The organism is Kitasatospora sp. P5_F3, assembly GCF_054049135.1.
The window spans coordinates 13,041-38,533 of the sequence record NZ_JBFUMY010000075.1 but is presented as its reverse complement, the minus strand read 5'-3'; the positions used below and the strand labels follow the sequence as shown (position 1 = coordinate 38,533).

Below are 25,493 nucleotides of genomic sequence, written 5' to 3'. Positions count from 1 at the left end.
GGATCAGGGCGGCGCACCGGACCCGGCAGTGCCGAGCCGCCGCGCGGTGCTGGCCGCCACCGGCGGCACCGTGCTGCTGGGTGGCCTCGCGGTGGCCGGTGGCCGCACCCTGAGCGACCGTCGCTACGACGTCTCCACCGCGCGGGAGGCCGTCCGGCTGCCGGCGCCCGCCCAGCTCACCCCACCACTCCCGCCCGGGGTCCGTCCCGACGCTCCCGGCCTGTCCTCCTTCATCACCCCCAACCAGGAGTTCTACCGTGTCGACACCGCCCTGACGCTCCCTCGGGTCGACCCGCGTCGCTGGGCGCTGCGCATCCGTGGTCTGGTGGACCGTCCGCTGCTGATCTCCTACGACGAACTGCTCCGGTACCCGCTGGAGGAGCTGGATCACACCCTGTCCTGTGTCTCCAGCGAGGTCGGCGGCTCCTACGTCGGCACCACCCGCTGGCTCGGGGTGTCGTTGCCGGCGCTGCTGCGTCGAGCCGGAGTCCGTTCCGGCGCCGACCAGCTGGTGGGCCGGTCGGAGGACGGGATGACCATCGGTACCCCGCTGGAGTCCGTGCTCGACGGTCGTCGCGCGCTGGTGGCGGTGGCGATGAACGGCGAGGTGCTGCCGGTGGCGCACGGCTTCCCCTGCCGCACCGTGGTGCCGGGCTTCTACGGCTACACCTCGGCCACCAAGTGGCTGGTCGACCTGGACGTGACCAGCTTCGCGGCGTACGACCCCTACTGGGTCAAGCGCGGCTGGGACCGGACCGGTGCGGTGCGGACCGCCTCCCGGATCGAGGTCCCGGCGCCATTCGCCCGGGTGGTGGCCGGCGACGTGGTGGTGGCCGGTACCGCCTGGGCCACCCACCGGGGCATCGCCGCAGTGGAGTTGAGGGTGGACGGCGGCCCCTGGGCCGAAGCCCGGCTCGCCGCGGACGCCGGCCCCGACGTCTGGCGGCAGTGGAGCCACACCTGGACCGGCGCTCGCCCCGGCACCCACCGGCTGGAGGTCCGGGCCACCGACGGCACCGGTTCGGTGCAGACCGAGGTCCGCGCGACGCCATTCCCTGCCGGAGCCACGGGCTGGCACAGCACCGTGGTGACGGTCTCCTGAACTCACCCTTCTCACCAGCACACCGACCCGTTCGAAGGGCTCCGGTGGCGATCCCGCCATGCCCGGAGCCGGACTCTCCCACCCCACTCAAGGAGCATTTCCCATGTCCCTGCACACCTCCCGCCGCACGTCCCTGGCCGCCCTGCTCGCCGCCGGAGCCCTGGTGCTCGGCCTGAGCGCCTGCAGCAGTGGCAGCAGCTCGACCTCGGACTCCGCCCCGACCGTTTCGGCCGCCGCTTCCTCGGCTGCCGTCTCGGCCGCCCCGATGGCGGCCGGCCAGCCGTTCGGTACGGCCTGTTCCGCCGTCCCCAAGAACGGGGCCGGCAGTTTCTCCGGCATGGCGACGGACCCGGTCGCGACGGCGGCCTCCAACAACCCGCTGCTCTCCACTCTGGTCACCGCGGTCAAGCAGGCCGGGCTGGTCGACACCCTCAACTCGGCCACCGGCATCACCGTGTTCGCACCCACCAACGACGCCTTCGCCAAGCTGCCGAAGGCCGATCTGGACGCGGTGCTGGCCGACAAGGAGAAGCTCACCAAGATCCTCACCTACCACGTCACCCCGAACCGGCTGGCCCCGACCGCACTGGCCGGCGGTCACAAGACCCTGCAGGGCGGAGACCTGGCGGTGAGCGGCTCCGGCCAGGACTTCACGGTCAACGCCAACGCCAAGGTGCTGTGCGGCAACGTGCAGACCGCCAACGCCACCGTCTACATCGTCGACACCGTGCTGATGCCGACCTCCTGACGAGGGAACCAGCTCCGGAGGCGGACCGGTGTCGACCCGGTCCGCCTCCGGCTGTCCGCTGCGCAGCAGTGCACGATCTCGACGACCGGGTGTGACGGCCGACACGGCCGGGCCGCCGGTAAAGGGGAATAGGGGCCACAAGGGGACCTGGAGCACCAGAACTGTGGACCGTCGGCGGACGTGACCTTCTTCACCGTGCCGCGCCGGATCCTGCTGACGTGGCGTCAACCCTGCTTCTTCGGAGCGAAGTTGATGTCAAGTGTGGCGTGTGTCATGCCGATTCCACTGTTTGCCCGCCCTCGTTCCGTCCCGCAGTCTCGAAAGCGCGCCCCGAAGTGCGGCGCCCACTTTCCCCCCACCCGGAGGTACTGCGGCATGCGTGCGTTCACCATCTCGAAGGTCCGAATACGCTACGACCGGCTGCCCAACCAGGTGCTCGGCATCGGCATCGCCGGAGCGATCGCGGTCACCGCGATCCTCCCGGTCAGCCAGGCCCTCGCCGCCGAGCCCGCTGCCGCGCAGCCGGTCACCCCGGTCGCTGCCCCGGCTGCTGCCCCGGCCGTCGAGCCGGTGGCTGAGCCCGCCGTTGCTCCCGCCGCCGCTCCGGCCGCCGCTCCGGTCGCTGCCCCGGCTGCCGCGCCCGCCCCGGCCGCGCCCGCGGCCCCCGTCTACGCCGACAACCTGGACGGCTGGATCCAGGAGGCCCGCGACGTGCTCAAGGCCGCCGGGAAGCCCGTCCCGTCCGCCAAGGCGATGCGCGCGACCGCGATGTCCGAGTCCACCGGCAACCCGAACGCCGTCAACGGCTGGGACTCCAACGCCAAGGTCGGCACCCCGTCGATCGGGCTGACCCAGATGATCCAGCCGACCTTCAAGTCCTACGCGCTGCCCGGCCACACCGACATCCGCAACCCCGTGGACAACCTGATCGCCAGCTCGCGCTACTGCGACTCGGTCTACGGCGGGATGGACAAGATGGCCGCCGCCCGGGGCTACGGCTCGCATTGGAAGGGCTACTAGGCCCTGCGCCTGTAGATTCCTACAGCAACGCGACTACGCCACCCGGGCGAGCTTGTACGGATCATCAAGGATTCCGTGTGAACTGGCTTTCGACCTGGGTATCGGTGAACATTGACGGTTGGGTGCGGGGCGCCCGAGTGCGCCCGGCGGTCAGACCGCAACCGCACCCGAGGTCTACCTTCTCCCAGCCAGAGAGCCCTTTTCATGCGCTTCCTGAACGACATGTCGCCCGCCTACGACCTTACGTACGACGACGTCTTCATGGTCCCCAGCCGTTCCGCCGTGGGCTCCCGGCAGGGTGTCGACCTCTCCTCCAACGACGGCAGCGGGACCACCATCCCGCTCGTGGTGGCCAACATGACCGCCATCGCCGGCCGACGGATGGCCGAGACGGTGGCCCGCCGCGGCGGCCTGGTGGCCATCCCGCAGGACATCCCCGCCGAGGTCATCTCCGACGTCATCGGCTGGGTCAAGCAGCGCCACCTGGTGCACGACACCGCCGTCACCCTGGCCCCCGGCGACACCGTCGCGGACGCCCTGTCGCTGCTGCCCAAGCGCGCGCACAACGCGGTCGTGGTGGTCGAGGGCGGCAAGCCGGTCGGCGTGGTCACCGAGTCCGACTGCCAGGGCGTGGACCGGTTCACCAGCCTGTCCGAGGTGATGTCGCGCGACCTGGTGCTGCTGGAGGAGGGCATCGACCCGCACGCGGCCTTCGAGAAGCTGAACGAGGCGCACCGCAAGCTCGCGCCCGTGGTCGACGCCGAGGGCAAGCTGGTCGGCCTGCTGACCCGCAAGAACGCGCTGCGCGCCACCCTCTACACGCCGGCCACCGACGCGGCGGGCAAGCTCCGGATCGCCGCCACCGTCGGCATCAACGGCGACGTGGCCGGCAAGGCCAAGGCGCTCATCGAGGCCGGTGCGGACGTGCTCGTGGTGGACACCGCGCACGGCCACCAGGAGTCGATGATCAGCGCCCTGCGCGCGGTCCGCGGTCTCGACCCGCAGATCCCGATCGTGGCGGGCAACGTGGTCTCCGCCGTCGGCGTCCGCGACCTGGTCGAGGCCGGGGCGGACATCCTCAAGGTCGGGGTCGGCCCCGGCGCGATGTGCACCACCCGGATGATGACCGGCGTCGGCCGCCCGCAGTTCTCCGCCGTGCTGGAGTGCGCCGCCGAGGCGCGCCGGCTCGGCAAGCACGTCTGGGCCGACGGTGGCGTCCGGCACCCGCGCGACGTGGCGATGGCGCTGGCCGCCGGTGCCTCCAACGTGATGATCGGCTCCTGGTTCGCCGGCACCTACGAGTCGCCCGGTGACCTGCACACCGACGCGAACGGCCGCCAGTACAAGGAGAGCTTCGGCATGGCCTCGGCTCGCGCCGTGCGCAACCGGACCTCCGAGGAGTCGGCCTACGACCGCGCCCGCAAGGCGCTGTTCGAGGAGGGCATCTCCACCTCGCGGATGTTCATCGACCCGGCCCGCCCGGGCGTCGAGGACCTGATCGACTCGATCATCGCGGGCGTCCGCAGCTCCTGCACCTACGCCGGTGCGCGCAGCCTGGCGGAGTTCCAGGAGAAGGCGATCATCGGCGTGCAGAGCGCCGCGGGCTACGCCGAGGGCAAGCCGCTGCACTCCAGCTGGGCCTGACCTCTCCCGACCGTGGCCGGCTCCCCCCCCACGGCCGTTCAGCGGGGTGAGCGTCAGTGCACTGGTCCAGGTGGCTTCCCTGGCCAGGTCGATGCTCCGGACCCCGATCACGTCCAGCAGCGGATCGGCCAGGTCGAGCTGATCGGCCAGGTCGAGCTGATCGGGGTCCGGCGTCCCGGCGCTGTTCGTCTCACTGCGCCCGAACTCGCGCGATGGGTGTGCCGAAGTCGCGTGTGGGCGGTAGAACTCTGTCGTCCAGCGGGCGTTGAGCAGTCTGATGCTCGGTCACGAACCCCGGCGGTGGAACGAGGCCGACACGCCCACAGTTCGCGGCGGGCGGTTCGTCGCGCTGCTCGATGCGGCTGCCTTCGGGGAGGTACGTGCGGGACCCGTCCGGCTGGTCGACGAGTTCGAACTGCCCAGCCGTGACGGCGCTGAGCGGGCTGGCTGGCCGGACTTCGCGCTGCTGTGGGACGACCGGATACTGCTGATCGAGTTGAAGGCCGAGCCGGGCAGCCACACACCCGGCCAGTGCGAGCGCTACCTGAGCCTCGCTCGCCACCACCACCCGGGCCGTCAGGTCGACTTGCTGTACGTCACCCCGACCATGGCCGTGAAGGCGCTGTCCGGCGCACCCGAGGACTGCCGCTACGTCCACACGACGTGGGCGGCGGTCCTGCCGCACATCGCGGACGCCTGGGCCGGGACGGAGGCCCGGGCTGAGAGAGAACTGGCGACCTTCCTCGGCGACTACCTACCCCGCCTCGACCGGCCCCGTGCGCAGCGCGCCTCTTCTTCGCCGGTGGACGGGAACGGCCTCGAAGCCGCAACAAGTCCCGGCAGTTCGGAGCAGGCCAAGCCCCGGGGCATGCCGACCGTGCTCCGTACACTCCTGGAGACAGCGGCACTGGTACAGAGTGACCGCCGACAGCGGGGCGTCGACCTGCTCGACCAGGATCCGGAGTCACTCGAGGCCGTGCGCATCCAGGGCCGAGACCTCCTGCGCACTGGACCGGTGCACGACGGCATCGCCATCACCCATGTCCAACCCTGGATCTGGCGCGCCGCCACATCCACAGGTGAGGCCTTGACCGACAGCGGCCGCGCCAACGGGTACGAAATCCGCCTTTCTCCCCGAGGTCCTGGCCCGGCGGTGTGAGGTCGCCACTGGGGTGAGTAGGGACTTCGATCTTCACGTCGAACGTGAGCCCTACGGCCTGCTGTTCAAGGGCTGAGCGGCATGGTGCTCACGACCGCGGACCCCGCTATGCCGGAACTGTCGAAGGACCTGCCAGGGGCGAGCCGTTCGACGAACGTCCGGAAGTCCTCCGCGAGGATGACTTCGGTTGTGGAGTCGGGGTCGAACCAGGTGACCGAGGGCTCGCTCAGCCGGCCGTGTTCCCGGTAGCGGCACGCCGAGCACCCGTTCCGTGTCCGCGACCACCGCGTCCGTCAGGGGCAGGTGAACGCCGAAGTCGCCATCGCTCCAGAACACTGCCTTGACGTCGTCAAACCGGGCCATGGCCGAGATCCTGTGCTCCGTCAGTCCCCGCCTACCGTGGAGCACGGGAGCTACCGTCGGAGGCCGACCACGCACAATGCGGGTCATGGATCTGCGACCAGAGCTCCTACCTCCGCCTGTGCCGCGACAGCGCCTCGCGGAGCTGAGCCGTGAGATCGAGCGGATCGCCGATCTGACCTCTCACGGCGACCGTGGCGTGGCCGAGGCGATCGACGCCTTCAACGAGATGGCCGGGCACGAGTACGAGCCGCTCGACTTTGCCGAGTACCAGGGGTCACGCAGCCTGGGGGAGTTCGCCACGGAGGCAGCCCGCCCCGCCAAGCCCCGGATCTGCGACATCAGCCGCGACGAACTCGCCGAGATCGTACGGAGAGTTCTGGCAGCTGACCCCGAGAGCGACTACTACCTGCGGCTTCTCGAAGCGAACGTGTCCCATCCGCGTGTGACGGACTTGATCTTCCATCCTCCCGCCGAACTGCGAGGTGCCTCTCGGGAGCAGATCGTCGGTGCGGCGTTGAGCTACCGTCCGATCCCTCTGTAGCGCACTGCACGGTCGGACCTCGATCGTGCCCCGCGACTGCTGTGGGACCCCTGACTACCGGAGCCAGGTGAATTTGTGGTAGCCGCCGAAGGCGGGGGGATCGATAAGGCCCGTTCAGCCACGGGAAGTCGGCCTCGTCGATCACGATCTCGCCCACCGACTCCTCTTGGCGCACCAGCTCCCACCGTCAGCCACCACGTGCTCCCGTACCGCAGCTTTCCAGACACCCACGACAACGAGTCGGGAAACGATCTCCGGGAAGTCTGAGAGCTGCTGGCCAATGCCATTCGTCAACACCCCCGGAGAAGCCGGGCCCGCCGGATCAGGGCTACATGCTGACGTGGAGGGAGCGGGGACGACGAGCGGTTGCCGACGCGCCTGGTCGTCTGTCAGAGCTTCAGGAGAAGTGTCGGCTGGTGCCGTTGAGCGGTGTCAGGAGTGCTCGGCTGACCATGCCGACCGAGCTGGACAGTGTTGCGGCCATGGCGTCCTGGACGAAGGGGATCTCGCGCAGCTCCCAGAGTGTGAGGGTGGTAGCCCAGGCGGCTTCGCGGGCGCGGTCGATGCTCCAGACGCCGATCACGTGCAGCAGTGGGTCGGCAAGGTCGAGTACTTCGGGGCCGGGTAGCAGTTCGTCCCGTACCTGGTCCTCCACCTGGGCCAGCAGGGCGTTGATCCGCAGGTAGTCGTCCTCGAGCTCGAGCGGCTCGCAGTGCAGCGTTCGGCAGGTGTCCAGCACGGCGAGCGGTAGGTCGTGCTCGATGTGTGCGTTCATTCCTGCCAGAGCAAATTGCAGCGGGTGGATGCCCGGATGCCCGCGCAGTTCGAACAGCGGTCGCCAGCAGGCGGCAGGTCGGTGTCCCGCGCCGTTCGCGTCGACGGCCGCCAGGTAGCGTGCGGCGAAGGCGGCGTCCAGCTCGGCGACGGCGACCGGGTCGTCGAAGTGCGCCTGTGCCAGTCGGTCGCGGATCAGCTCGGTGACGGTGAGGTACATCCGGTTGAAGACCGCCACCCCGTCCGACTCTGCCAGTCCCGCACCGATCTCCCGCATCCGCTCGACCACCTGGTCGATGGTCAGTACCTGATTGATTGTCATCCGGTCCCCGTCCTCTCGGCCGCGACAGCGAATCCTCACCTTGGCAGCCGCCCGCCCTCACCGGAAGCCGCCGCGCCACGCGCAGAGGTAGCCGGCGACCTTGCGTGCGTTGGAGCGGCGGTGCGGCCGAGCTCCTGGGGACGACCGGTAGCGCGTGAGGCGCCCGCCCGGATGCGGCCGGGTGGTTTTCGTCCTCGGTCGGACGGTACTTGTTGATGTTCGCCGGCGCTGCGACGATCACGGGATGCATCGCATCGACAGTCGAGACGTCGACCGGGCCGTGGACGAGATGGTTCGGGTGCTCGGCCCGCACGATTCCGGGGACTGGCAGGCCCGAGCCGGGTCGCTGGACTGGAGCTGCCGGCAGACGGCCGCCCACGTTGCGCACGACCTGCTCGCCTATGCGGGGCAGTTGGCAGCTCGTCCGACGGACGCCTACTTGCCCTTTGACCTCACCGTCAACGCTGATGCTCCGCCGCGCGAGGTGCTCAGGGTGGTGACTGCCTGCGGAAGACTCCTGAGCGCCGCGGTTGCCACAGCTGCACCCGGTGATCGCGCTTGGCACTGGGGACCGTGTGATCCGGGGGGATTCGCCGCGATGGGAGTCGCGGGGTGCCCGAACGGCACCCGTCCGCGAAGGTATGTCGGCACGTCAGGTCGACCGGTCTGCGTGCAGTTCGAGCGAGCAGATGACCCAGTCGACAGCTGTGTCGAAGGAACTCGGCGAGTTCGACCCGTTCGGCCGAGACCGACCGGGTCATGCGGCGGCGGCCTTGCGCTCACCAACTCTTCCGGGTCTCCCCAGTTGTCTGACCGTCATGTCAGCGGTTGGGATGGGAAGTTGACGCGTTCGAATGCTCGGGCGAGATGGCGCCGGGCTGCACGGCGGGTGGCTGCGGTCTGCGCGGTCCGCGTCCGCGGGTGACCGCGATGGTCAGTGCCCCGGCCAGCAGTCCCCAGAACGCGGAGCCGACGCCGAGTAGCGTCACGCCGGATGCGGTGGCCAGAAAGGTGATGACGGCGGCCTCCCGGAAGTCGTCGTCCGAGAGCGCGGCGGACATCGAGTTCCCGATGGTGCCGAGCAGTCCGACTCCGGCGATGCCGACGATCAGCGCGGCGGGCATCGCGGCCAGCACCGAGCTGACAGTCCCGCCGAAGACGCCCACGCACAGGTAGAACAGCCCTGCCCAGACGCCGGCCAGATAGCGCCGGTTCCGGTCCTCGTGTGCCTGCGGCCCTGTGCAGATGGCCGCCGTGATGGCCGCGAGATTCAGGCCGAAGCAACCGAAGGGCGCCAGTAGCACGTTGGTGATCCCGGTCCAGCTGATCAGCGGCGACACCGGCACCCGTCCGTAACCGTCGCCCCGCAGGACCGCGACCCCCGGCAGGTTCTGCGAGGCCATCGTCACCACGAACAGCGGCAGCGCGACACTGACGGTCACCTGCCAGGAGAACACCGGAGCGGTGAAGACCGGTTCGGCGAATGCGAAACGGATCCGGCCGGGCTGCAACGAGCCCTGTGCGGCCGCGACCGCGACACCCGCCGCGAGCGCCCCGAAGATCGCGTACCTGGGCAGCAGCCGTCGGCCCACCAGATAGACCACGAAGATGGCGAACACGACGGTGAAGTGACCGTCCATGCTGCTGAACAGCCCCGTGCCGAACCGGACGAGCACCCCGGCCAGGAGCCCGGCCGCCAGCGGTACCGGGATCCGGCCCATGACCCGCTCGAACCAGCCGGTCAGCCCGCTGAGCAGGATCAGCACGGCCGAGACGAGAAAGGCTCCGACGGCCTGCGGCATCGTCACCCCGTCGAGCCCGGACGCGAGCAGGGCCGCACCCGGAGTGGACCAGGCCGTGACCACCGGCGCCCGGTAGCGCAGTGAGAGTCCGATACAGGTCACCCCCATACCGACACCGAGGGCCAGCATCCAGGAGCCGAGCTCGCGCGGGCCCGCTCCCGCCGCCTTGGCGGCAGTGAAGACGATCGCGGCGGAACTGACGACTCCCACCAGCACCGCGATCAGCCCGGCGACAACAGCGGAGGCCGGCGCGACCCGGCGTAGCGTTCGGTCGATCTCACTCACCGGGCCGGTCCTTGCCGGAGGTGCCTGCCGCCGCCGGGTAGCGCACGATCAGGACGGCCTCGACGTCGCCGGACGGTGCGGCGTACAGATGCGGGACGTCGGCGGCCCAGTGGGCGTGTTCACCGGCGCTCACCAGGCGGGGTGACGAGACGTCACCGAGGCGGGCGGTGCCCGCCAGGACGACCATGTGCTCCTCGGTGCCAAGGGCGTGCGCGGCGGACTGCTGGACCGTGCCGGCGCGGATCCGCACGCGGTACACCTCGCTGGTCGCGGCCGCGTCCTCGAAGCGCTCGGTCAGGACCGCGTCCACCGCGCTGCCCGAGATCCGGGCCCCTGCCGCCGTACCTGTCAGGACCGAACTGAGGGGGGCCTCGAGCGCGGTGGTGAGGGCGTACAGGGTCTCCAGCGTGGGATTGCGCCCGCCGCTCTCCAACTCCGAGAGCGTGCCCTTGCCGACCCCTGACCGCCGGGCCAGTTCGGACAGTGACAGTCCCCGCTCGATCCGCAGCTCCCTCATGCGGCGACCTACCTGGTGAGCCAGTTCCATGATCCCCCGCCCCGCCTTCTCCAGCGCCTCGTTGGCTGCGCTGTCCACCGGGGCCAATCGTTCCATATTCAGAACGTTCTGTTTGCGGAACGCGAATATCTGATCCCGAGGGACTGGCGTGACATCGCCGACGGTCCGTGGCGAACTCCGCCGCGCGGCCGCCGGCACCCCGCACGCAGTCTTCCCGACGACCGCGGACGAACTGCTCCGGCTGACCGGCGGACGACTTCTCCCCGTCGGCCTCGGCAGCACCGCCGTCGACTCCAACGGGGCTGCGGTACCCCCCCCCCCCCCCCCCCCCCCCCCCCCCCCCCCCCCCCCCCCCCCCCCCCCGAGGTGGTGAAGTGGTCAGGCGGTGGCCGACGCGGTGGCGGCGGTGGCCGGGCGGCGGGCCAGCAGGCCGTCGAGGGCGAGTGCGCCCGGGCCGGTGGCGGCGATCAGGAGGAAGGCCCAGCAGTACAGCGCCGAGGCGACGCCGCCGTTCTGGATCGGGAACAGGGCGTTCTCCTGGTGCACGCTGAAGTACGCGTACGCCATCGAGCCGGAGCAGATCACGGCGGCTGTCCGGGTGCCCAGGCCGAGCAGTACCAGCACGCCGCCGACCAGCTGGATCACGGCCGCGTACCAGCCGGGCCAGGTGAGTGCCTCCACCGTGCTGCCCTTGACGCCGCCCAGGACGCCGAACAGTGCGGCTGCGCCGTGGCAGGAGAAGAGCAGGCCGATCGCGATCCGGGACAGGCCGATCAGGTAGGGCCGGGCAGAGTCGACAGTGCTGTTGGGGATGACGGACATCGACGGACTCCATGGGGGACGGGTGCCGCTGCGGCGGGGGTCGCAACGTGCGGCGAGCAGGGCAAGGCTCGCCTTGTACAGGTCAAACCGCAGTGGTTTCCATCGGGTCTTCACGAGTCCGTGACCGTTTGCTGATGGTTCCTTTACGCACCGTGGTGCGGGATTCAACTCCTGGGCAGGGATGGACAGTTGGTGGAGTCCGGCAAACGTGACGGGACCCGGGAGCGTATCCAGCCCCCGGGCCCCTGAGATGCCACCCAATTGCGCACACCGGCACGTTGAAGGGTGCGGATCATTCTGAGATCGACGTGTTCTGCCTTTGAACTACCGTGCCACGGTCAGAGGCACAGGCGGGACTTGAACCCGCATCCGTCGATGATCGTCCGCGCCCGGTCGATCCGGTGATCGGCGGCGAATACTGAGACTGGAGCGAGAATCTGAGATTCATGGGATGTGCCTCTGCCGCTTGGGCTACCCCGGCCCGTGTGGTGCCGGGGGAGGGATTTGAACCCCCACTGTCATCCCGTGGTCAGCTTCAACATCAGTTTCAGCTTGCGCTCTTCAGCGCACCCCCCGCTCGAACGGGGGGCGATCATGGGGCTACCCGAACAGGTAGCCGAACACCGCGCCGCCGACCCGCTGGTCGGTGACCTCGGCGTTGTTGGCCTCCTCCCGGGCGAACTTGACGGCCTGCTGGAGCTTCTCCAGACGCTCCGTCAGCTCGTTGACCCGCCGGGCCGGCAGTGCACCGGAGAACTTGACGGTCGTCCAGTAACCGACCGGGATGTCCTCGTAGTACACCTCGACCTGCGCCGGGTGCTTCTCGGTGGCCTCGGCCTTCACGTGGTTGCGGGGCACCTTCTTGGTGCGGATGGTGCGCACCGCGTCGGTCTTCCACGAGTCCGTCGACGGGTCCAGGTTCCAGGACTCGGCGGCGTCCAGCACCGGGAGCTTGCGGACGAAGGTGTACAGGTCGGTGAGCTGCTTCTCCAGGAAGAGCAGGTACGGCACCGGCACCTGGGCCAGCAGCACGTTGCCGTCCACCACCACGTCCGCGGCGGCCGTCCGGTTCGCCCAGTCCTTGGTGGCGGTCACGTCGAACAGCCTGGTCAGCGTCGCGGCCGTGCTGCGCAGGATGTCCTCGGACTTGACCTGCACCCGGGTGGACTCGGGCGGCAGTTGCTCGCCCTCCTCGTCCTTCGGCTGGTAGGTCCGGGCGATGCCGGCCAGCAGCGCGGGCTTCTGGAGGTCCTGGTGAGCCTGGGTCAGCTCCTGGAAGGACTTGGACTTGACGCCTTTTTCGACGGCGATGATCTGGTTCAGCTTCGGCACGAGACGGAAGCTATCAGTAATCGCACGGATGTTCCGTCCATTATTCGCGCGCGCTCACTCGGGGGCGGCTCGGGGCGGCTCGGGGCGGTACGGGAGCTCGGGCTACGACCGGCGTACTAGGTCGAACGGCCGGGTGCGGGACGGGCGGGCGGCCGATCCGGTGGGGAGGGCGCAGGCGGAGGGTGGAGGTATGGACATCACCACCGCAGGAACCGCCTCCGCACCCGTCGCCGTGATCACCGGAGCCTCCCGGGGGCTCGGTCTCGAGCTGGCCAGGGCGCTGGCCCGGGAGGGCTGGCGGCTGGTGCTCACCGCTCGCAGCGCCGCCGGGTTGGCCGCCGCCGAGGCCGAGCTGGCGGCCGTCACCGAGGTCGTCGCACTGGCGGGCTCGGTGGTCGACGACGGCCACCGGGAGCGGCTGGCGTCGGCGGCCCAGAAGCTCGGCGGCGCCGCACTGCTGGTCAACAACGCGGGCACGCTGACCGGATACGACCTCGCCGGCGCGGCGATGCCCGCGCTGGCGGACTTCCCGCTGCCCGGCCTGCTGGAGACCTTCGAGGTGAACGCGCTCGGACCGATCGCGCTCACCCAGCTGCTGCTGCCCCAACTGCGGCGCCACGGCGGCTCGGTCATCAACCTCAGCTCGGACGCGGCCCGCGAGGCATACGCCGGCTGGAGCGGCTACGGCGCCAGCAAGGCCGCGCTCGACCACGCCTCCGCCGTCCTGGCCCTGGAGGAACCCGGGGTGCGGGTCTGGGTGGTGGAGCCTGGCGACATGCGGACCGACATGTACCAGGAAGCCTTTCCCGGCGAGGACATCTCCGACCGTCCGCTGCCCGCCGACACCGCCGTGCCCGGCATCCTCGCGCTGCTCGCCGGGCACCCGGCCTCGGGGCGCTACCTGGCCGAGTCCCTGACGGGGAGTCACTGAGATGGCCACGGCGCTGGAGAACGGGTTCGACTTCACCGTCCCCGCCGAACTCTCGGCCCGTGCACCGGCAGAGGCACGCGGACTGGCCCGCGACGGCGTCCGGATGCTGGTCGGCCGTCGGAGTGCGCTCGCCACCGAACACCGGCTCTTCACCGACCTGCCCTCGGTGCTCGAACCGGGCGACCTGCTGGTGGTCAACAACTCGGCCACCCTGCCCGCCGCCCTGCCGGGCCGACTCCCGGACGGGACCCGGGTCACCGTCCATCTCTCCTCGGCCCGGCCGGACCGGCGCGGCCACCACCTGGTCGAGCTGCGCCGTCCGACGGACGGCGCAGCCGAGTACTTCCCGCCCGAGCTCTCACCCGCCCGGTCCGGGCTGCCGATCGCTCTCCCGGCAGGCGGGAGGGCCGAGTTGACGGTCCCGCACACGCCGCGCGTCTGGTACGCCCGGCTGGCGCTGCCCGCTCCGACGGTGGCGTACCTGGCTTCGTACGGCAAACCGATCCGGTACGGCTACGTGGACCGCGAGTGGCCGATCGCCGCGTACCAGACGGTCTTCGCCGACCAGCCGGGCAGTAGTGAAATGCCCAGTGCCGCCCGGCCGTTCACCCCCGAGGTGGTGGCCCGGCTGGTGGCCGGGGGAGTCCTGCTGGCGCCGATCACCCTGCACGCCGGCGTCGCCTCGCCCGAGGCGTACGAGGCGCCCTACCCCGAGTGGTTCCGGGTGCCGGGCCCAACGGCCGCCCTGGTCAACCACGTTCGCGGCAGCGGGGGCCGGGTGATCACCGTCGGCACCACGGCCGTCCGGGCGCTCGAGTCGGCGGTCGGCACCGCCGGCCAACTGCGTCCGGCCGAGGGCTGGACCGATCTGGTGATCACCCCGGCCCGGGGCGTCCGCACCGTCGACGGCCTGCTCACCGGCTGGCACGAACCCCGCGCCTCCCATCTGCACCTGCTGGAGGCGGTGGCGGGGCGGGCGCTGCTGGCACGGTGCTACGCGGAGGCGGTTCGGCAGCGGTACCTGTGGCACGAGTTCGGCGACGTCAACCTCCTTCTGCCGTAGAGGCGTTCGGCGGGGTCGGGTGATCGTTCTCAGGTCCGGTCCGGAAAAGGCAACGGCCCCGCCGCAGATGCGACGGGGCCGGAGCTTCGTACGGCCTAGAGCAGGTTCATCAAGGGGTGGCGGGGGTCCCAGGCCTGGTTCGGGCCGCCGTTGCAGTCCCACAGCACGAGCGGCTTGCCGAAGGTGCGGTCGCCGAACGGCAGGTCGACACAGCGGCCGGACCCGGGGTTGTAGAGCGAGCCGTCCGCCCGGTTCTGCCAGATCTGGTTGGGGCCGCCGTTGCAGTCCCACAGCTGGATCGCCGTGCCGTTGACGGTCCCGTTGAAGGCCAGGTCCAGGCACTTGCCGTTCTGCTTGAGCGCCCCGTCCTTGCCGAACGCGGTAAGGCCCGGGAGGTTCAGGAAGTCGCAGTTGAGGAACCTGGCCCGGCTGCCGGACGCGGACTTGTCGTTCGGGTCGATGTCCATGCAGCCGGCGGCGGAGCCCACGCCGTAGACGCTGTTGCGGTATCGGCTCGTCTCGGTCGGGTAGCCGGTCGTGCGGTTGAACACCGCGACGTCGGCGACCTCGCCCTTGAAGCGGAAGTCAGGGTGACCCTGGAACTGGTACTGGCCGATCCGCAGCGGCCCGTTGGCCTTCCACGCCTTGCTCGGGGCGTGGTTCCCACTGGCCACCAGCTCGCCGTCCACGTACAGCGAGACGGCGCCGGTGGTGGCGTTGTACGAGGCGTTGAGGCGCTGCCAGGTGCCGTACTTCACCGCCGGGGCGAAGGAGGTGTACCGGATGGTGGTGTCGTCCCAGTTGGCGTTGTCGTCGTCGGCGGTGCCGAGCGAGAAGTGCCAGCTGTTGTCGGTCGGGTTGGCCCAGAGGATGAAGCCGCTGGAGCGGGTGCCGTCCTGGCTCGCCACGATGCCGCCGCCGGCTGCCGCGCGGGCCAGCAGGTTCACCGAGAAGCTCTTGGTGGTGTCGATCACGGGCTGCGCGCTGCCGAGCGACCCGGTGCCGCTGAACGAGGCGGAGTCATCCGTCCAACCCACGGTCCCGGACGCCGTGAGCGGTGCCTTGCCGAGGGTCTCGGCGCCACGGACGGTCTTGTCCAGCAGCCAGTACGTGGAAGGCTCCTGGAGGCGACCCCAACGGTTCGCGCCGGGGTAGACGAAGGTGGTCCGGACGGCCTCGGCGGAGCGGTTGCCCGCGTGGTCGATGCCCCGCAGGTGGATGGTGTTCAGCCCGGGCGTGGTGAACGACAGGCTTGCGGACCCGCCGGAGCGGTTGTCGCACTGCGGGTCGGCCCACACCGCCGAGTCGTTCAGGCGGTACTCGTAGCAGGAGTAGTACGAGGTGAAACCGTCCACCGCTGCGGGATCGGTGAAGTCGTAGCGCATCGACCAGCCGCCGCTCTGCTGAGCCGCGTACCAGGAGGCGAAGTCCGGGACCGTCAGCTGCGGTGCGGTGCGGTCGATCCGGAAGTGGCAGTCGGCAGTGGGCTCGGACACCCGGTCGGCGCTCTCGCGGGCGACGGCGTGCCAGGTGTAGCTGTGGCCGTCGAGCAGCCGGGCGTTGTCCAGGGGGAAGGAGGCGACGCCCTTGTCCGACACGGTCGTGGCGGGGCCGGACAGCACGTCGGTGTCCGGAGCGGCCGTGTCGCGGACGTGGAACTCGATGCTCGGAGGGACTGTCGACGCCGGCACGGTGGCGGTCAGCGCGGCCGGAGTGCCGTTGGGCAGCCAGCCCCAGGAGTACGGGTCGGTGCCGCAGCCCTGACCGCTCTCCACGCCGAACCTGACCCACGGCTCGGGCGTCGCCTTCGGGCTGACGGGCAGTGGTACGGGCGCCGGGGCGGAGGCCGACGGGCTCGCCGACGGGGCGGCGGTTTCGGCTCGGGCCACCGGGGCGAGGGCGAGCAGGCTGCCCGAGAGGGCCRCCAGGGCGGCGGTCGTGGCGAGCTTTCGGGCGTGCAGGGTCGGCAATGGTCCCCCAGGGAAAACGAACCTATGTCTCCGTGCGGTTGTTCGGAGACCGAGGAACGATCTCGCAGGGGAAGTCCGGTGGTCAAACGGTAATCGAACGGGGCGCCTGGCTTGATCGCTTCTGTCGTGAATGTTGGACCTTGGTGCCCCGGGGCGCAGGCCGATCAGCGGTGCTCGGTGGCCGCCGGTGGCAGACCCTGACGAGCCGCCAGCCGGTGGAGCATGCCGGTCAGCACGGCGCTCTCGGCCGGGGTCAGGTCCGCGGCGAACTCGGCGTCGGCGGCGTGGGCGAGCTCGCCGCAGGTCGCGAGCAGCGCCCGGCCGTGGTCGGTCAGGGTCAGTACCTGACGGCGCCGGTCGGCCGGATCCCGTACCCGCTGGATGGCTTCGAGCTTCTCGAGGTGGTCGGCCAGGGCGACGACCAGGCTCGGCGCGACACCCATCACGCCGGCGAGCTCGAGCTGCGACGAGACCCTTCCGGCGGCCAGGACCACCATCAGGCCGACGTGCTTGGGCTTGAGTTCGTGGGCCTCGATCCGGTTCGCGAACAGATCGGTCGCCATCGCTCCGAGGACGCCGAGGCGGAAGACGACGCTGGAGTTCACCGTATCGAGGTCCATGGCAGTCATGCTACGTTAGCCAAATCATTCAGGACTCGAATGATTCTGATGCTGACCTAAGGGGACGGCCATGCTCAGCTCTGCCACCGTTCAGCTCCACCTCTCCGACCTGCAGGAAGGCATCGTCGAGCTGAGCGGCACGACGCCGCCGGCCACGATCAGGCGATCCGTCAGCTTCCTGGCGCAGCTGGTCCAGCTGCTGGACATCCCGGTCACCCTCTCGGTGGCTCCACGTCCCGGCGGTCCGGCGGTCATCGAGGAGGCGGTCATCCCGGGGGCGCCGGTCTTCGTCCGCAGCGGTCCGTGCGCCTGGGACGACGCGGCCACCCGCCGGGCCGTCACCGCGCACTCGCGGCGGAGCCTCGCCATCTGCGGAGTGACGAGCGAGATCGTCGTACTGCATACGGCACTTGACGCCATCGCCGCAGGCTTCGAGGTCTCCGTGCTCCTCGACGCGTGCGGCGGACTCTCGCCGCGTACCGAGCAGGCCGGCTTCCGTCAGATCGAAGCAGCGGGAGGCCGGATCACCAGCGTCGCCAGCTTCGCCACCGACCTGGTGCGCGACTTCACCACCCCGACGGGCCGTGAGGTCATCGCGGCGCTGCACGGTCTGATCCAGGAGTCCGCTGCCGAACCGGCAAGGTAGTCGCCGGCGCAGGCCACGGCGTGGCCGGGTGGCCGGTGGCGGGGGCTCAGGCGTCGTCGCCGCGGGATTGGACGATGCCGGGTCCACCCGGGTGCGGCGTACGGACGTAGCCCGCGGCGCCCGCGGGGAGGGCACGGAGGCACGCGTTGGAGCAGGCGTTGACCAGGAGCGGCAGGACGTCGGTGGCGACCCGGAGGGACAGCCAGGCCTGCCGGACCTTGGCCGCCTCGACCGGTTCGTCACACACGCTGCAGGTACGTACCGCATCGGTGCCCCCTGCTGCCGCGCCGAAGTCGCCGGGCCCGGTGGGGGTGGAGCGCAGCGGCGGGAACGGCGGCCGGAGCTTCTCGTTGCCGTAGAGCGCACGCGTGCTGACGGTGCTTCGCTTCAGGTTCGGGCACCTGGTCAGCTCGTACGGGAACCAGTGCAGCCGGTACGAGGTGTAGGGAGTGAACTCCTCCAGGCTGGTCATCGCCCCGATCTGCGGCGGTATCCGGACGAGGTTGCTGCCGTAGAGCACGAAGCGCCGGACCGCTGTCAGCTTGGCGATGGTCGGCGGCAGGGTGATGATCTGGCGTCGCCCCTGCGGACTCATCTGCTCCAGGGGCCGGAACTCCTCCCGCCCGTCGGCGGCCGCCTCCTCGATCTGTGCGAGAAGGTGCTGCCAGGCCGGCGAGGAGACGTCCTGCTGCTCCTGATGGAACGTCACCCGCCGTCGATTGCTCACCCTGAACTGATCGAAGCAGGCACAGAGGTCCTGACGGGGTGCGGCGTCGTGGACGGGCACGTCGCCCCATCGGTTGGTGAAGACCACCGGCTCTGCCTGATCTGCCATGGCCGACACGATACGTGGAGGCCATCGAACGGTCGAGCGATATCGGGCGTGCTGGGTCAGTAGGTCGGGAACTCCGCCGTCTCGATGTCGTACGTGCTGAGCTGGACGGTTTCGCCGAAGTGGAACTCGCGGCGGGTGCTGGAGCGCGGGCCCTCGGGAGTGGCGTGAGGGGCGGAGAGGACGAGGCCGGTGCCGGTGCCGATACGTGGGTCGACGATCAGGTAGTGGGGGATGCCCATGGTGGGGTAGTCGCGCATCTTTCCCTGATAGTCGTTCTCCGGGTTGGACTTGGAGACAACCTCCACCACCGCGAGGACGTCCCGGGGATGGAGGGCTTCGCCCGACTCCAGGGCACTCTCGGGGAAGACCATCACGTCGGGGCGCCGAAGGATGCCCGAGGCCGGATCCTCGACGTCGGCTCCGCCGTGGGCGATCAATCCGTGTGCTGCTTGTTCGAGCTGTCGGTCGAGGTGCTTGGCGAGGCGGTGGACGATGAGTTCGTGCAGGTTGGTACGACCTGTCAGCACGATGATCTCGCTGCCGCTGATCTCGGTGGCCCAGACATCGTCCGGCGCGCGGGCGGCGATTTCGTCGGCAATGGCACGCATCCGGGCGTAGCCCATCTGCCGTCTCCCAGGTGTGGCGGTGTACCCGGCTCGGGGCTCAGCTTACTGAGGTGAGCCCCGAGCCGTCGGAGTGGCGCGGCGTCAGGAGCTGATGACCTCCAGGAAGGGCTGGCGGGTCGTGTTCTCACGGCTGTTGAGGTTGACGGCGAGGCCGACGGCGCCGGTCGGCTGCCAGACGCTGACGGTGGTGGTGGAGCCGGTGACGGCTGAGGTGACGTCGAGGGCGACCCAGTCGGGGGTGGTGGAGAGGCGGCCGGCGCCGAGCGGGGTGCCGAGGGCCGGGGCGTTGTTCCAGGTGAGGGTGGGTTCGGTCCAGGGGGTGGCGGGGGTGGTGAAGGCCTGGACGCTGGTCTGGGTGCCGCCGGAGTCGGCGACCGCGCCGTGCAGCCAGAGGACGGCGCGGCGGACGGTGCCCGGCACGGTGGAGGTGTCGAAGGACAGCAGGGCGCGTCGACTGTAGCCGCTGGCGGTGGAGTTGGTGTTCTTGACGGTCAGGATGGTGGCGGTGCCGTAGGCGGTGTCGGCGTAGGAGCCGTCGCGGACGTAGGCGTCCCGGGTCGGGGCGAGGACGGTCGCGGTGGCGGCCGAGGATGAGCCGGTCTTCCGGAGTGTGACGGTGCGGCTCGCGCCCTGGGTGCCGCCGGTCTCGACCAGCAGGGTGACCGTGCTCGCGGTGAGGGAGAGGACGTTGACCCCGGGGGAGGGATCGGCCGAGGTCCAGCCGGAGCGGGCGAGGGTGACGGTCACGGTGGCCGCGAGCCGGGACGGGTCGGCGACGGTGACGGTCAACACCCCGCCGGACTCCCGGAGCAGGACGGAGCAGGGTGCGGAGGCGGTGATCGGTCCGGCTGTCCCGGCGGCGAAGAAGTTGGCCGCGGTGAGGCCGGACAGCGAGTCGGAAATGGCCTGGGCAGAAGGGGAGTTGACCAGGACGGTGGCGGTCGGCGCGGCGGCCCGGGCGGCCGCCGTCGCAGCGGTGGCGCCCGGCATCAGCAGGTACTCGTACCCGGCGCCGGACGGGTCGGTGCCGTGGTCGAACCAGAGGGTCAGGTAGCGGCGGGTCAGCTGCTCGGTGGTCCCGTTGGTGTTGATGTCGTGCCAACTGCCGCTCCGGGCCTCCCGCTTGGCGTGCAGTGTGGTGCCGGCGGGGAGGACGTACCCGCCGAAGCCGGAGATCGCGGCGGACCGGGCGCCGGTGAACTGCTGCGACCAGTCGAGGGTGGCGGGCTGGACGGTGCCGTCCACGGTCAGGGAATGTGTCCCGGTGGCGCCGAGGTTGCGGTTCTCGACCACCGTCTCGACCGGGAGGCCGTCCGTACAGCTGATGCCCGCACCCAGACAGAGCACCGAATCGTCCAGCAGGAACCAGGACTTGCGGCCGCTGAGGGTGGAGGAGAGGCCGCGCACGTCCTGGCCGACCGCCGCGTAGGTGCCGTCCGTGGCGCCGCCGGCCCAGACGTTGTCCGGGCGGGTCGCGCCCCAGGCGCCGCCTGCCGCGTCGGCCAGTGGCTTGGTCGAGACGGTGGTGCCCGGCAGGCGGTACGGGTCGACGGTGGGCCAGAAGGCGTCGGAGTACTGGCCGTTGCCGTAGTCGGCGCCCCACCAGTTGAGCAGGCCGCTGTTGGTGTGCCAACCCCGCAGGTGTTCGCCGTTGCCGGTCTCGTAGAAGGTGGTGCGGGCCGAGCAGAGGCTCAGCGAGGCGGCCCAGCCGGTGCGGCGGACCATCGCGCGGTCCATCGCGAAGACCCGGGCGCCGGCCGGTTCAGCCGTCGCGGTCACCGAGCTGTCGGCCAACAGGGCCTGGGCCCGGGCGAGTTCGGGGACGTCCAGGTAGGCGTTGGAGAGGTAGGGGCGGTAGTAGTCGCGGGTGATCCAGCCCTTCACGGCGGCTCGCCAACCGGCGGACTGGGCGGCGGGGGCGGCGCCCGAGTCGGCCAGCCGGAGAATGTGGCCGAGGATGGTGTGGCCGCGGGTGTGGTCGTCCTGCTGGAGCTGGAGCAGGTCGGTGGCCTGGCGGCCCCGGCTGACGGAGCGTCCGCCGACCGAGTCCATCACCAGGCCGTTGTAGAGGAACGGCGCCCAGGCGTTGCCGACCGCGTCGAAGACGTTCTGCCGTTGCGGGTCGGCTATCTGCCAGGCCGAGCCCGCCAGCAGGGCGAACAGCTTGCTGAGGCCGCCGAGCAGCACCTCGCCGTACGAGCCGGTGTACGGCACCCAGGTGTGCTGGACGAACGAGCCGTCGGTGTACAGGCCGTCTCCGCTCAGCACGTACGGGAAGACCGGCGAGAGTGCGGTGGAGGCGGCGGCGAGCTCGGCGGAGCTGCGGCCGAGCACGCCGCACAGGGCGATCACCCGGCACAGGTCGACCCGGTTGGCGCCGGTGCTGGTGCCGGTGTAGGAGGTCAGCCGGGAGCCGGGGACGGCGTGGTCGACGGCGGTCAGGTAGCCGGTGAGCTGAGTGGCCGTCAGCCGGTCGTGCACCAGGACGCAGACGTCCAGCAGGGCCTGGGGTGCGCCGATCTGCCAGTCCCACCAGTTGCCGTAGGCGGTGGCGGTCGGGGTGTAGGCGTTCGTGTGCAGGTGGTCCAGGCCGGTGGCGATCGCGGTGGCCAGGGCCGGGTCGCCGGTCAGGCCGGTGCCCGGCTGGGCCCAGGCCAGGGCCATGGTGCGCAGCCGGACGTAGCTGCCGGTGATGTTGGCGGAGGCGGTGCCGAGCGGCAGGTCGGGCCAGAGCGAACCGGTGGCGGGGGCCATCGTGCCGTACTGCGTGCGGGCCCGGTCGCCGAGGCCGCGCAGGGTGGTCGCGTACGGCTCGGTCGCGGGGTCGAACCCGGTGCCGGTGAGCAGGTCGCGCCAGCGCAGCCGGAGTGTGTCGTACGCGTCGGCGGCGGCTCCGGCCGGGCCGGCGGTGAGCAGGACGGTCCCCAAGGCCGCTGATCCGATGGCGAGTTGGAGGACGCGACGGCGGGAGAGCAGCGGGCTGGGCGGCACGGCGTTCATGGGGGGCCTCCTGGCCGGAGCGGGGTCCGGGCACGGCGAGCTGGCCGCTGGGCGCCGTGGGGGTGGGCGCGGCGGCGCCCGGTCGGAGCCGCTCCGCTCCGGGCGGCACGACGGTAAGCGCTTTCCCGACGGGGAGTCAACGGTCCGGACAGCAGGGACCGAAGTCAGCGTCGGGGAAGTCAGTGTCGGGGTGCGCCGGTGGTTCCGCGCAGGACGACCTCGACCGGCAGGTCGACGGTCCGCAGCTCGGCGGGCCCGAGCGCCAGCCGTACGGCCTCGGCGCCCATCCGGGCCAGCGGGAGGCGGACGGTGCTCAGCGGACGGCTCAGATCTTCGGCGAGCGGGATGTCGTCGAAGCCGGCCACCGAGAGCTCGTCCGGCACCCGGAGCCCACGGGCCCGGAGCTCGGCCAGCGCGCCCACCGCGCAGACGTCCGAGAGAGCAAGCACGGCGGTCGGCCGGGGCCCGTCCAGCAGTGCGGCCATCGCCCGGCGGCCGCCCTCCCGGCTGAACTCGGCGCTCACCACGGCCGGTTCGGCCAGTGTCAGCCCGGCCTCGGTCAGCGCGTCCCGTACGCCGGCGAGCCGTTCGCCGGGCACCCGCAGCCGGGCCGGGCCGGTGATCACGGCGAACTCCCGGTGCCCGAGCGCGAGCAGGGCCCGGGTCAGCTCGGCCGCCCCGGACCGGTTCGCCGGGCGGACCGTGTGGTAGCCCGGGCCGTGGTCGGTGACAGCCGCCACCGAGCCGCCGGTGGCCCGGTACTCGGCCAGCGCCGCGTCCAGCCGGGCGGCCGCCGCCGGGTCGGTGTAACCCGACCCGGCCAGGATGACTGCGCGGACCCGCTGGGCGTGCAGCAGGCGGACGCCGCGCAGTTCGGTGGCCGGATCGCCGTCGGTGTTGACCACCAGCGGGAGCAGCCCGGCGGCCACGGCCGCGTCGCAGGCGCCCCGGGCCAGCGCGGCGAAGTAGGGGTCCGCCACGTCGTGCAGGAGCACGCCGACGGTGGCGGTGGCGGAGCGCGCGAGGGCCTGCGCGGGGGCGTTCGGCAGGTAGCCGAGCGCGTCCGCGCAGGCCCTGACCCGCTCCGCCAGCTCCGGACGGACCGTCCGGGCCGAGCCGTTGAGCGCCCGGGAGGCGGTGGCCAGGGACACCCCGGCCTCCCGGGCCACGTCGCCCAGCGTCACGCCCACGTCCGACCCCGTTCAGCAGCGGCTGGATCTCCCTCGATCCGGGCCGCCAGGCTACCCGTTCACCAGGCGGCCGGTGCAGGGGGTGCGACCACCGGCGGCCGGTCGTCGCAGGTGAGGGTGTTGGGCAGCTCCCAGGGCGCCAGCCAGGCGCCGGTGGTGCCGCCGCCGTCGTTGCCGCCCAGGTCGGTGAGGGTGAACTCGGAGCCGGCCGGAGTGAAGTGGAAGGTGCCGCAGTTGTTGACCCCGACCGCGCCGACGTTGCGGGCGTCCACGTTCTCGAAGGTCGCCGAGCCGGCCGCCCGGGCGCTGAGCACGGAGGTGCCGGTGCCGTCGATCCTGAGGTCCTTGAAGTGCAGGTTGGTGATCGAGTACCGGTCCTTCACGGGCCAGTCGGCGACCAGCATGACGGCGTTGTAGGTGTTGTCGAGGAAGGCGTTGCCGGTGACCTGCGTATCGGCGGCGATGTCCCGCTCCAGCGCGTAGAACCAGAGCGCGCCGAGGCCGATCTTCCAGTTCAGCTCGTAAGTCCCGGACCGGACCGTGGTGTTGTCGCTGATCCGGAGCTGCCCGGTGAAGGGCTCGGCGCCGAACCGGGAGCCGACCTGGATCGCGCTGCCCTCCCGGACCGGGTCGGCGATCAGGTTGTTCGAGACCGTGTTGTCGGTGCCGCCGTACAGCGCGATGCCGTTGGCCAGCACGGGGGACTGCACGGTGTTGTGCTCGAAGGTGTTGCGGGCGGCTTGGATCCGCTCCGACCACATCGCCAGGCCGTCGTCTCCGGTGTTCCGGACGAAGTTGTCGGCGACCAGTGAATCGGTCACGCCGATATGGAAGTTGAGGCCGTCGGCGATCTGGTCGGCGATCACGTTGCCGGTGATCCGCAGGTTGCTCATCGGCCCGTCGAACCAGAGGCCGACCTTGGTGTGGTGCAGGTACAGCCCGGAGACGCTGGAGTCGCTGAGCGCGCCGCCGATCCCGTTCACCTGGTCGGTGTCGATCCGCTCGCGGACGTCGCCCTCGATCGTGAAGTCGGCGAGGTGCACGTTGTGGCTGCCGCCGGCCGAGGCGTCCCGGCCGTAGAAGCCGACGCCGGTGTGGATCGAACCGTCCGGCGCGGGGGTGGCCAGGTCGACCTGACGGCCCTTCACCACGGTGTACCAGTTGCCCGCGCCGACGATCGTCACGTCGTCGACCAGGATGTGCCGGTTCACCTGGTAACTGCCCGGCGGGAGATAGACCTTGAGGCCGGCCCGGCGGGCGAAGGCGATGGCCCGGTCGATCGCGTCGGCGGAGTCCCGGTGGCCGGTCGGGTCGGCGCCGAACAACAGCACGTTGGCGGCGGTGAGTTCGACCTTCGGCGGGGCGACCAGCTGGGAGTCGAGCAGGTCGATCACCGTCCAGGCGGCGTTGCTCACGGCCGGTACGGTCAGCCGGATCCGGTCGCCCGCACGGTACTTCTTGCCGAGCAGCAGGCGCTGCTCGTCGTAGAAGTGGTTCGGGCGGAACGGCGTGCTGACGGCCGGGGGCGGGGTGGTGGCGGCGGGGACGCAGGAGCACTCGGTGATCCACCAGTCCGGGTGCAGCAGACCGGAGTTGGGGTCGTTGGAGAACGGGTACTGGTTGTAGAGCCAGGAGTACTGCGAGGTCAGTGTCATCGTGCGGTGGTCACGGCCGTTCACCGTGACGTCCAGCGGGGCGGTGATGCCGCCACCGTTCGGTGCGTCCGGGATGCTGTAGCGGACGGTGATCGCGTTCGCCGCGTTCGGCAGGGTGAACTCCACGTACTGACCGGGTGTCAGCCTGACCGCCTGCCGGCCGGACGCCTCGCCGGGGAGGGTGTACGCCGTCCGGTCCGGGCCCAGCAGGGTGCCGTCGGTGCGGGCGTGTTCCGCCTCCTGCTCGGCGAAGTCGACCCGGGCACCCCGCCCCGCGACCMGGGCCGGGTCGAGACCGGCCCGGGTCAGCGCGGGCGCAGGGGCGGGGCCGGATGCGGCGAACGCCGCACCGCCGAGTACGGGGCTCAGGCCGATGACGGCGGCGGTCAGCGAGGCGACTGCTCTGGTGATGTTCCGTGACATCAGGTGCCTGTCTCTGGTGGGAGGTTGCGCGCCGGGAGCGCTCCGGGCGGCGCGGACGCCAGGAGGGTGAGGCGACAGTAGAGCCCTCGCACCGCCTGTCACA

At 70.9% G+C, this 25,493-nt stretch carries 21 protein-coding genes; 9 read left to right on the top strand and 12 right to left on the bottom strand.

Features of this window, described 5'->3' with window-relative positions; translation table 11 throughout:
* From ACXJMZ_RS30810 to ACXJMZ_RS30785, 6 genes are all read left to right on the top strand, one after another.
* The coding region (locus tag ACXJMZ_RS30810; RefSeq protein WP_457033315.1) for a molybdopterin-dependent oxidoreductase at nt 1–1,102 on the top strand (1,102 nt) is incomplete at its 5' end.
* A gap of 103 nt (nt 1,103–1,205) precedes the next feature.
* Entirely contained in the window at nt 1,206–1,850 is a 645-nt protein-coding gene (locus tag ACXJMZ_RS30805; protein ID WP_457033314.1) for a fasciclin domain-containing protein, read from the top strand.
* A gap of 375 nt (nt 1,851–2,225) precedes the next feature.
* Nucleotides 2,226–2,870, top strand: coding sequence for a transglycosylase SLT domain-containing protein (locus ACXJMZ_RS30800; RefSeq protein ID WP_457033313.1), 645 nt, complete (start codon nt 2,226–2,228; stop codon nt 2,868–2,870).
* Nucleotides 2,871–3,074: 204 nt separating this feature from the next.
* On the top strand, nt 3,075–4,514 hold the full coding sequence (locus ACXJMZ_RS30795) for a GuaB1 family IMP dehydrogenase-related protein (protein ID WP_457033312.1): 1,440 nt from the start codon (nt 3,075–3,077) through the stop codon (nt 4,512–4,514).
* Between the two features lie 277 nt (nt 4,515–4,791).
* The gene (locus tag ACXJMZ_RS30790) at nt 4,792–5,673 is read left to right on the top strand and encodes a hypothetical protein (protein WP_457033311.1); all 882 of its coding nucleotides are present in this window, start codon (nt 4,792–4,794) and stop codon (nt 5,671–5,673) included.
* A gap of 448 nt (nt 5,674–6,121) precedes the next feature.
* Nucleotides 6,122–6,577, top strand: coding sequence for a hypothetical protein (locus tag ACXJMZ_RS30785; RefSeq protein WP_457033310.1), 456 nt, complete (start codon nt 6,122–6,124; stop codon nt 6,575–6,577).
* 397 nt (nt 6,578–6,974) lie between these two features.
* On the opposite strand, the gene ACXJMZ_RS30780 is transcribed toward ACXJMZ_RS30785, so the two are convergent.
* The 5 genes from ACXJMZ_RS30780 to ACXJMZ_RS30760 form a co-directional block, all read right to left on the bottom strand.
* Nucleotides 6,975–7,673: a DUF5995 family protein gene (locus tag ACXJMZ_RS30780; protein WP_457033309.1), complete on the bottom strand. Its 699-nt coding sequence runs from the start codon at nt 7,671–7,673 to the stop codon at nt 6,975–6,977.
* Nucleotides 7,674–8,494: 821 nt separating this feature from the next.
* On the bottom strand, nt 8,495–9,760 hold the full coding sequence (locus tag ACXJMZ_RS30775) for a benzoate/H(+) symporter BenE family transporter (RefSeq protein WP_457033308.1): 1,266 nt from the start codon (nt 9,758–9,760) through the stop codon (nt 8,495–8,497).
* Nucleotides 9,753–10,307, bottom strand: coding sequence for a helix-turn-helix domain-containing protein (locus tag ACXJMZ_RS30770; protein ID WP_457033316.1), 555 nt, complete (start codon nt 10,305–10,307; stop codon nt 9,753–9,755). The genes ACXJMZ_RS30775 and ACXJMZ_RS30770 overlap by 8 nt, the downstream gene beginning before the upstream one ends.
* A 348-nt stretch (nt 10,308–10,655) precedes the next feature.
* Nucleotides 10,656–11,099 (bottom strand): DoxX family protein, encoded by a 444-nt coding sequence (locus ACXJMZ_RS30765; protein ID WP_457033307.1) that lies wholly within the window; start codon nt 11,097–11,099, stop codon nt 10,656–10,658.
* Nucleotides 11,100–11,699: 600 nt separating this feature from the next.
* Nucleotides 11,700–12,431 (bottom strand): DUF7873 family protein, encoded by a 732-nt coding sequence (locus ACXJMZ_RS30760; protein ID WP_457033306.1) that lies wholly within the window; start codon nt 12,429–12,431, stop codon nt 11,700–11,702.
* Between the two features lie 190 nt (nt 12,432–12,621).
* Here ACXJMZ_RS30760 and ACXJMZ_RS30755 point away from each other — a divergent pair, with 190 nt between their 5' ends.
* Entirely contained in the window at nt 12,622–13,362 is a 741-nt protein-coding gene (locus ACXJMZ_RS30755) for an SDR family NAD(P)-dependent oxidoreductase (RefSeq protein WP_457033305.1), read from the top strand.
* Between the two features lies 1 nt (nt 13,363).
* Complete coding sequence (locus ACXJMZ_RS30750; RefSeq protein ID WP_457033304.1) at nt 13,364–14,425, top strand: S-adenosylmethionine:tRNA ribosyltransferase-isomerase; 1,062 nt, start codon at nt 13,364–13,366, stop codon at nt 14,423–14,425.
* A 95-nt stretch (nt 14,426–14,520) separates the two neighbouring features.
* Here the strand turns inward: ACXJMZ_RS30750 and ACXJMZ_RS30745 are convergent, their stop codons facing one another.
* Both ACXJMZ_RS30745 and ACXJMZ_RS30740 read right to left on the bottom strand, forming a co-directional pair.
* The gene (locus tag ACXJMZ_RS30745) at nt 14,521–16,395 is read right to left on the bottom strand and encodes a ricin-type beta-trefoil lectin domain protein (protein ID WP_457033303.1); all 1,875 of its coding nucleotides are present in this window, start codon (nt 16,393–16,395) and stop codon (nt 14,521–14,523) included.
* 164 nt (nt 16,396–16,559) lie between these two features.
* A complete protein-coding gene (locus ACXJMZ_RS30740; RefSeq protein ID WP_457033302.1) occupies nt 16,560–17,015 on the bottom strand; it encodes a MarR family winged helix-turn-helix transcriptional regulator in 456 nt (151 codons plus the stop codon).
* A gap of 70 nt (nt 17,016–17,085) precedes the next feature.
* Here ACXJMZ_RS30740 and ACXJMZ_RS30735 point away from each other — a divergent pair, with 70 nt between their 5' ends.
* Nucleotides 17,086–17,661, top strand: coding sequence for an isochorismatase family protein (locus tag ACXJMZ_RS30735; protein ID WP_457033301.1), 576 nt, complete (start codon nt 17,086–17,088; stop codon nt 17,659–17,661).
* Nucleotides 17,662–17,707: 46 nt separating this feature from the next.
* Here ACXJMZ_RS30735 and ACXJMZ_RS30730 read toward each other — a convergent pair whose 3' ends face one another.
* The 5 genes from ACXJMZ_RS30730 to ACXJMZ_RS30710 all read right to left on the bottom strand — a co-directional run bounded on the left by ACXJMZ_RS30730 (nt 17,708) and on the right by ACXJMZ_RS30710 (nt 25,390).
* Complete coding sequence (locus ACXJMZ_RS30730) at nt 17,708–18,496, bottom strand: leucine-rich repeat domain-containing protein (RefSeq protein ID WP_457033300.1); 789 nt, start codon at nt 18,494–18,496, stop codon at nt 17,708–17,710.
* A gap of 56 nt (nt 18,497–18,552) precedes the next feature.
* Complete coding sequence (locus ACXJMZ_RS30725; protein ID WP_457033299.1) at nt 18,553–19,119, bottom strand: Uma2 family endonuclease; 567 nt, start codon at nt 19,117–19,119, stop codon at nt 18,553–18,555.
* 84 nt (nt 19,120–19,203) lie between these two features.
* Nucleotides 19,204–22,122, bottom strand: a complete 2,919-nt coding sequence (locus ACXJMZ_RS30720; RefSeq protein WP_457033298.1) for a polysaccharide lyase family 8 super-sandwich domain-containing protein — start codon at nt 22,120–22,122, stop codon at nt 19,204–19,206.
* 179 nt (nt 22,123–22,301) lie between these two features.
* A complete protein-coding gene (locus ACXJMZ_RS30715; protein WP_457033297.1) occupies nt 22,302–23,312 on the bottom strand; it encodes a LacI family DNA-binding transcriptional regulator in 1,011 nt (336 codons plus the stop codon).
* A 59-nt stretch (nt 23,313–23,371) separates the two neighbouring features.
* Nucleotides 23,372–25,390 carry a glycosyl hydrolase family 28-related protein gene (locus ACXJMZ_RS30710; RefSeq protein WP_457033296.1) on the bottom strand — a complete coding sequence of 673 codons (2,019 nt, stop codon included), beginning with the start codon at nt 25,388–25,390 and terminating at the stop codon, nt 23,372–23,374.
* Between the last annotated feature and the right edge of the window lie 103 nt (nt 25,391–25,493).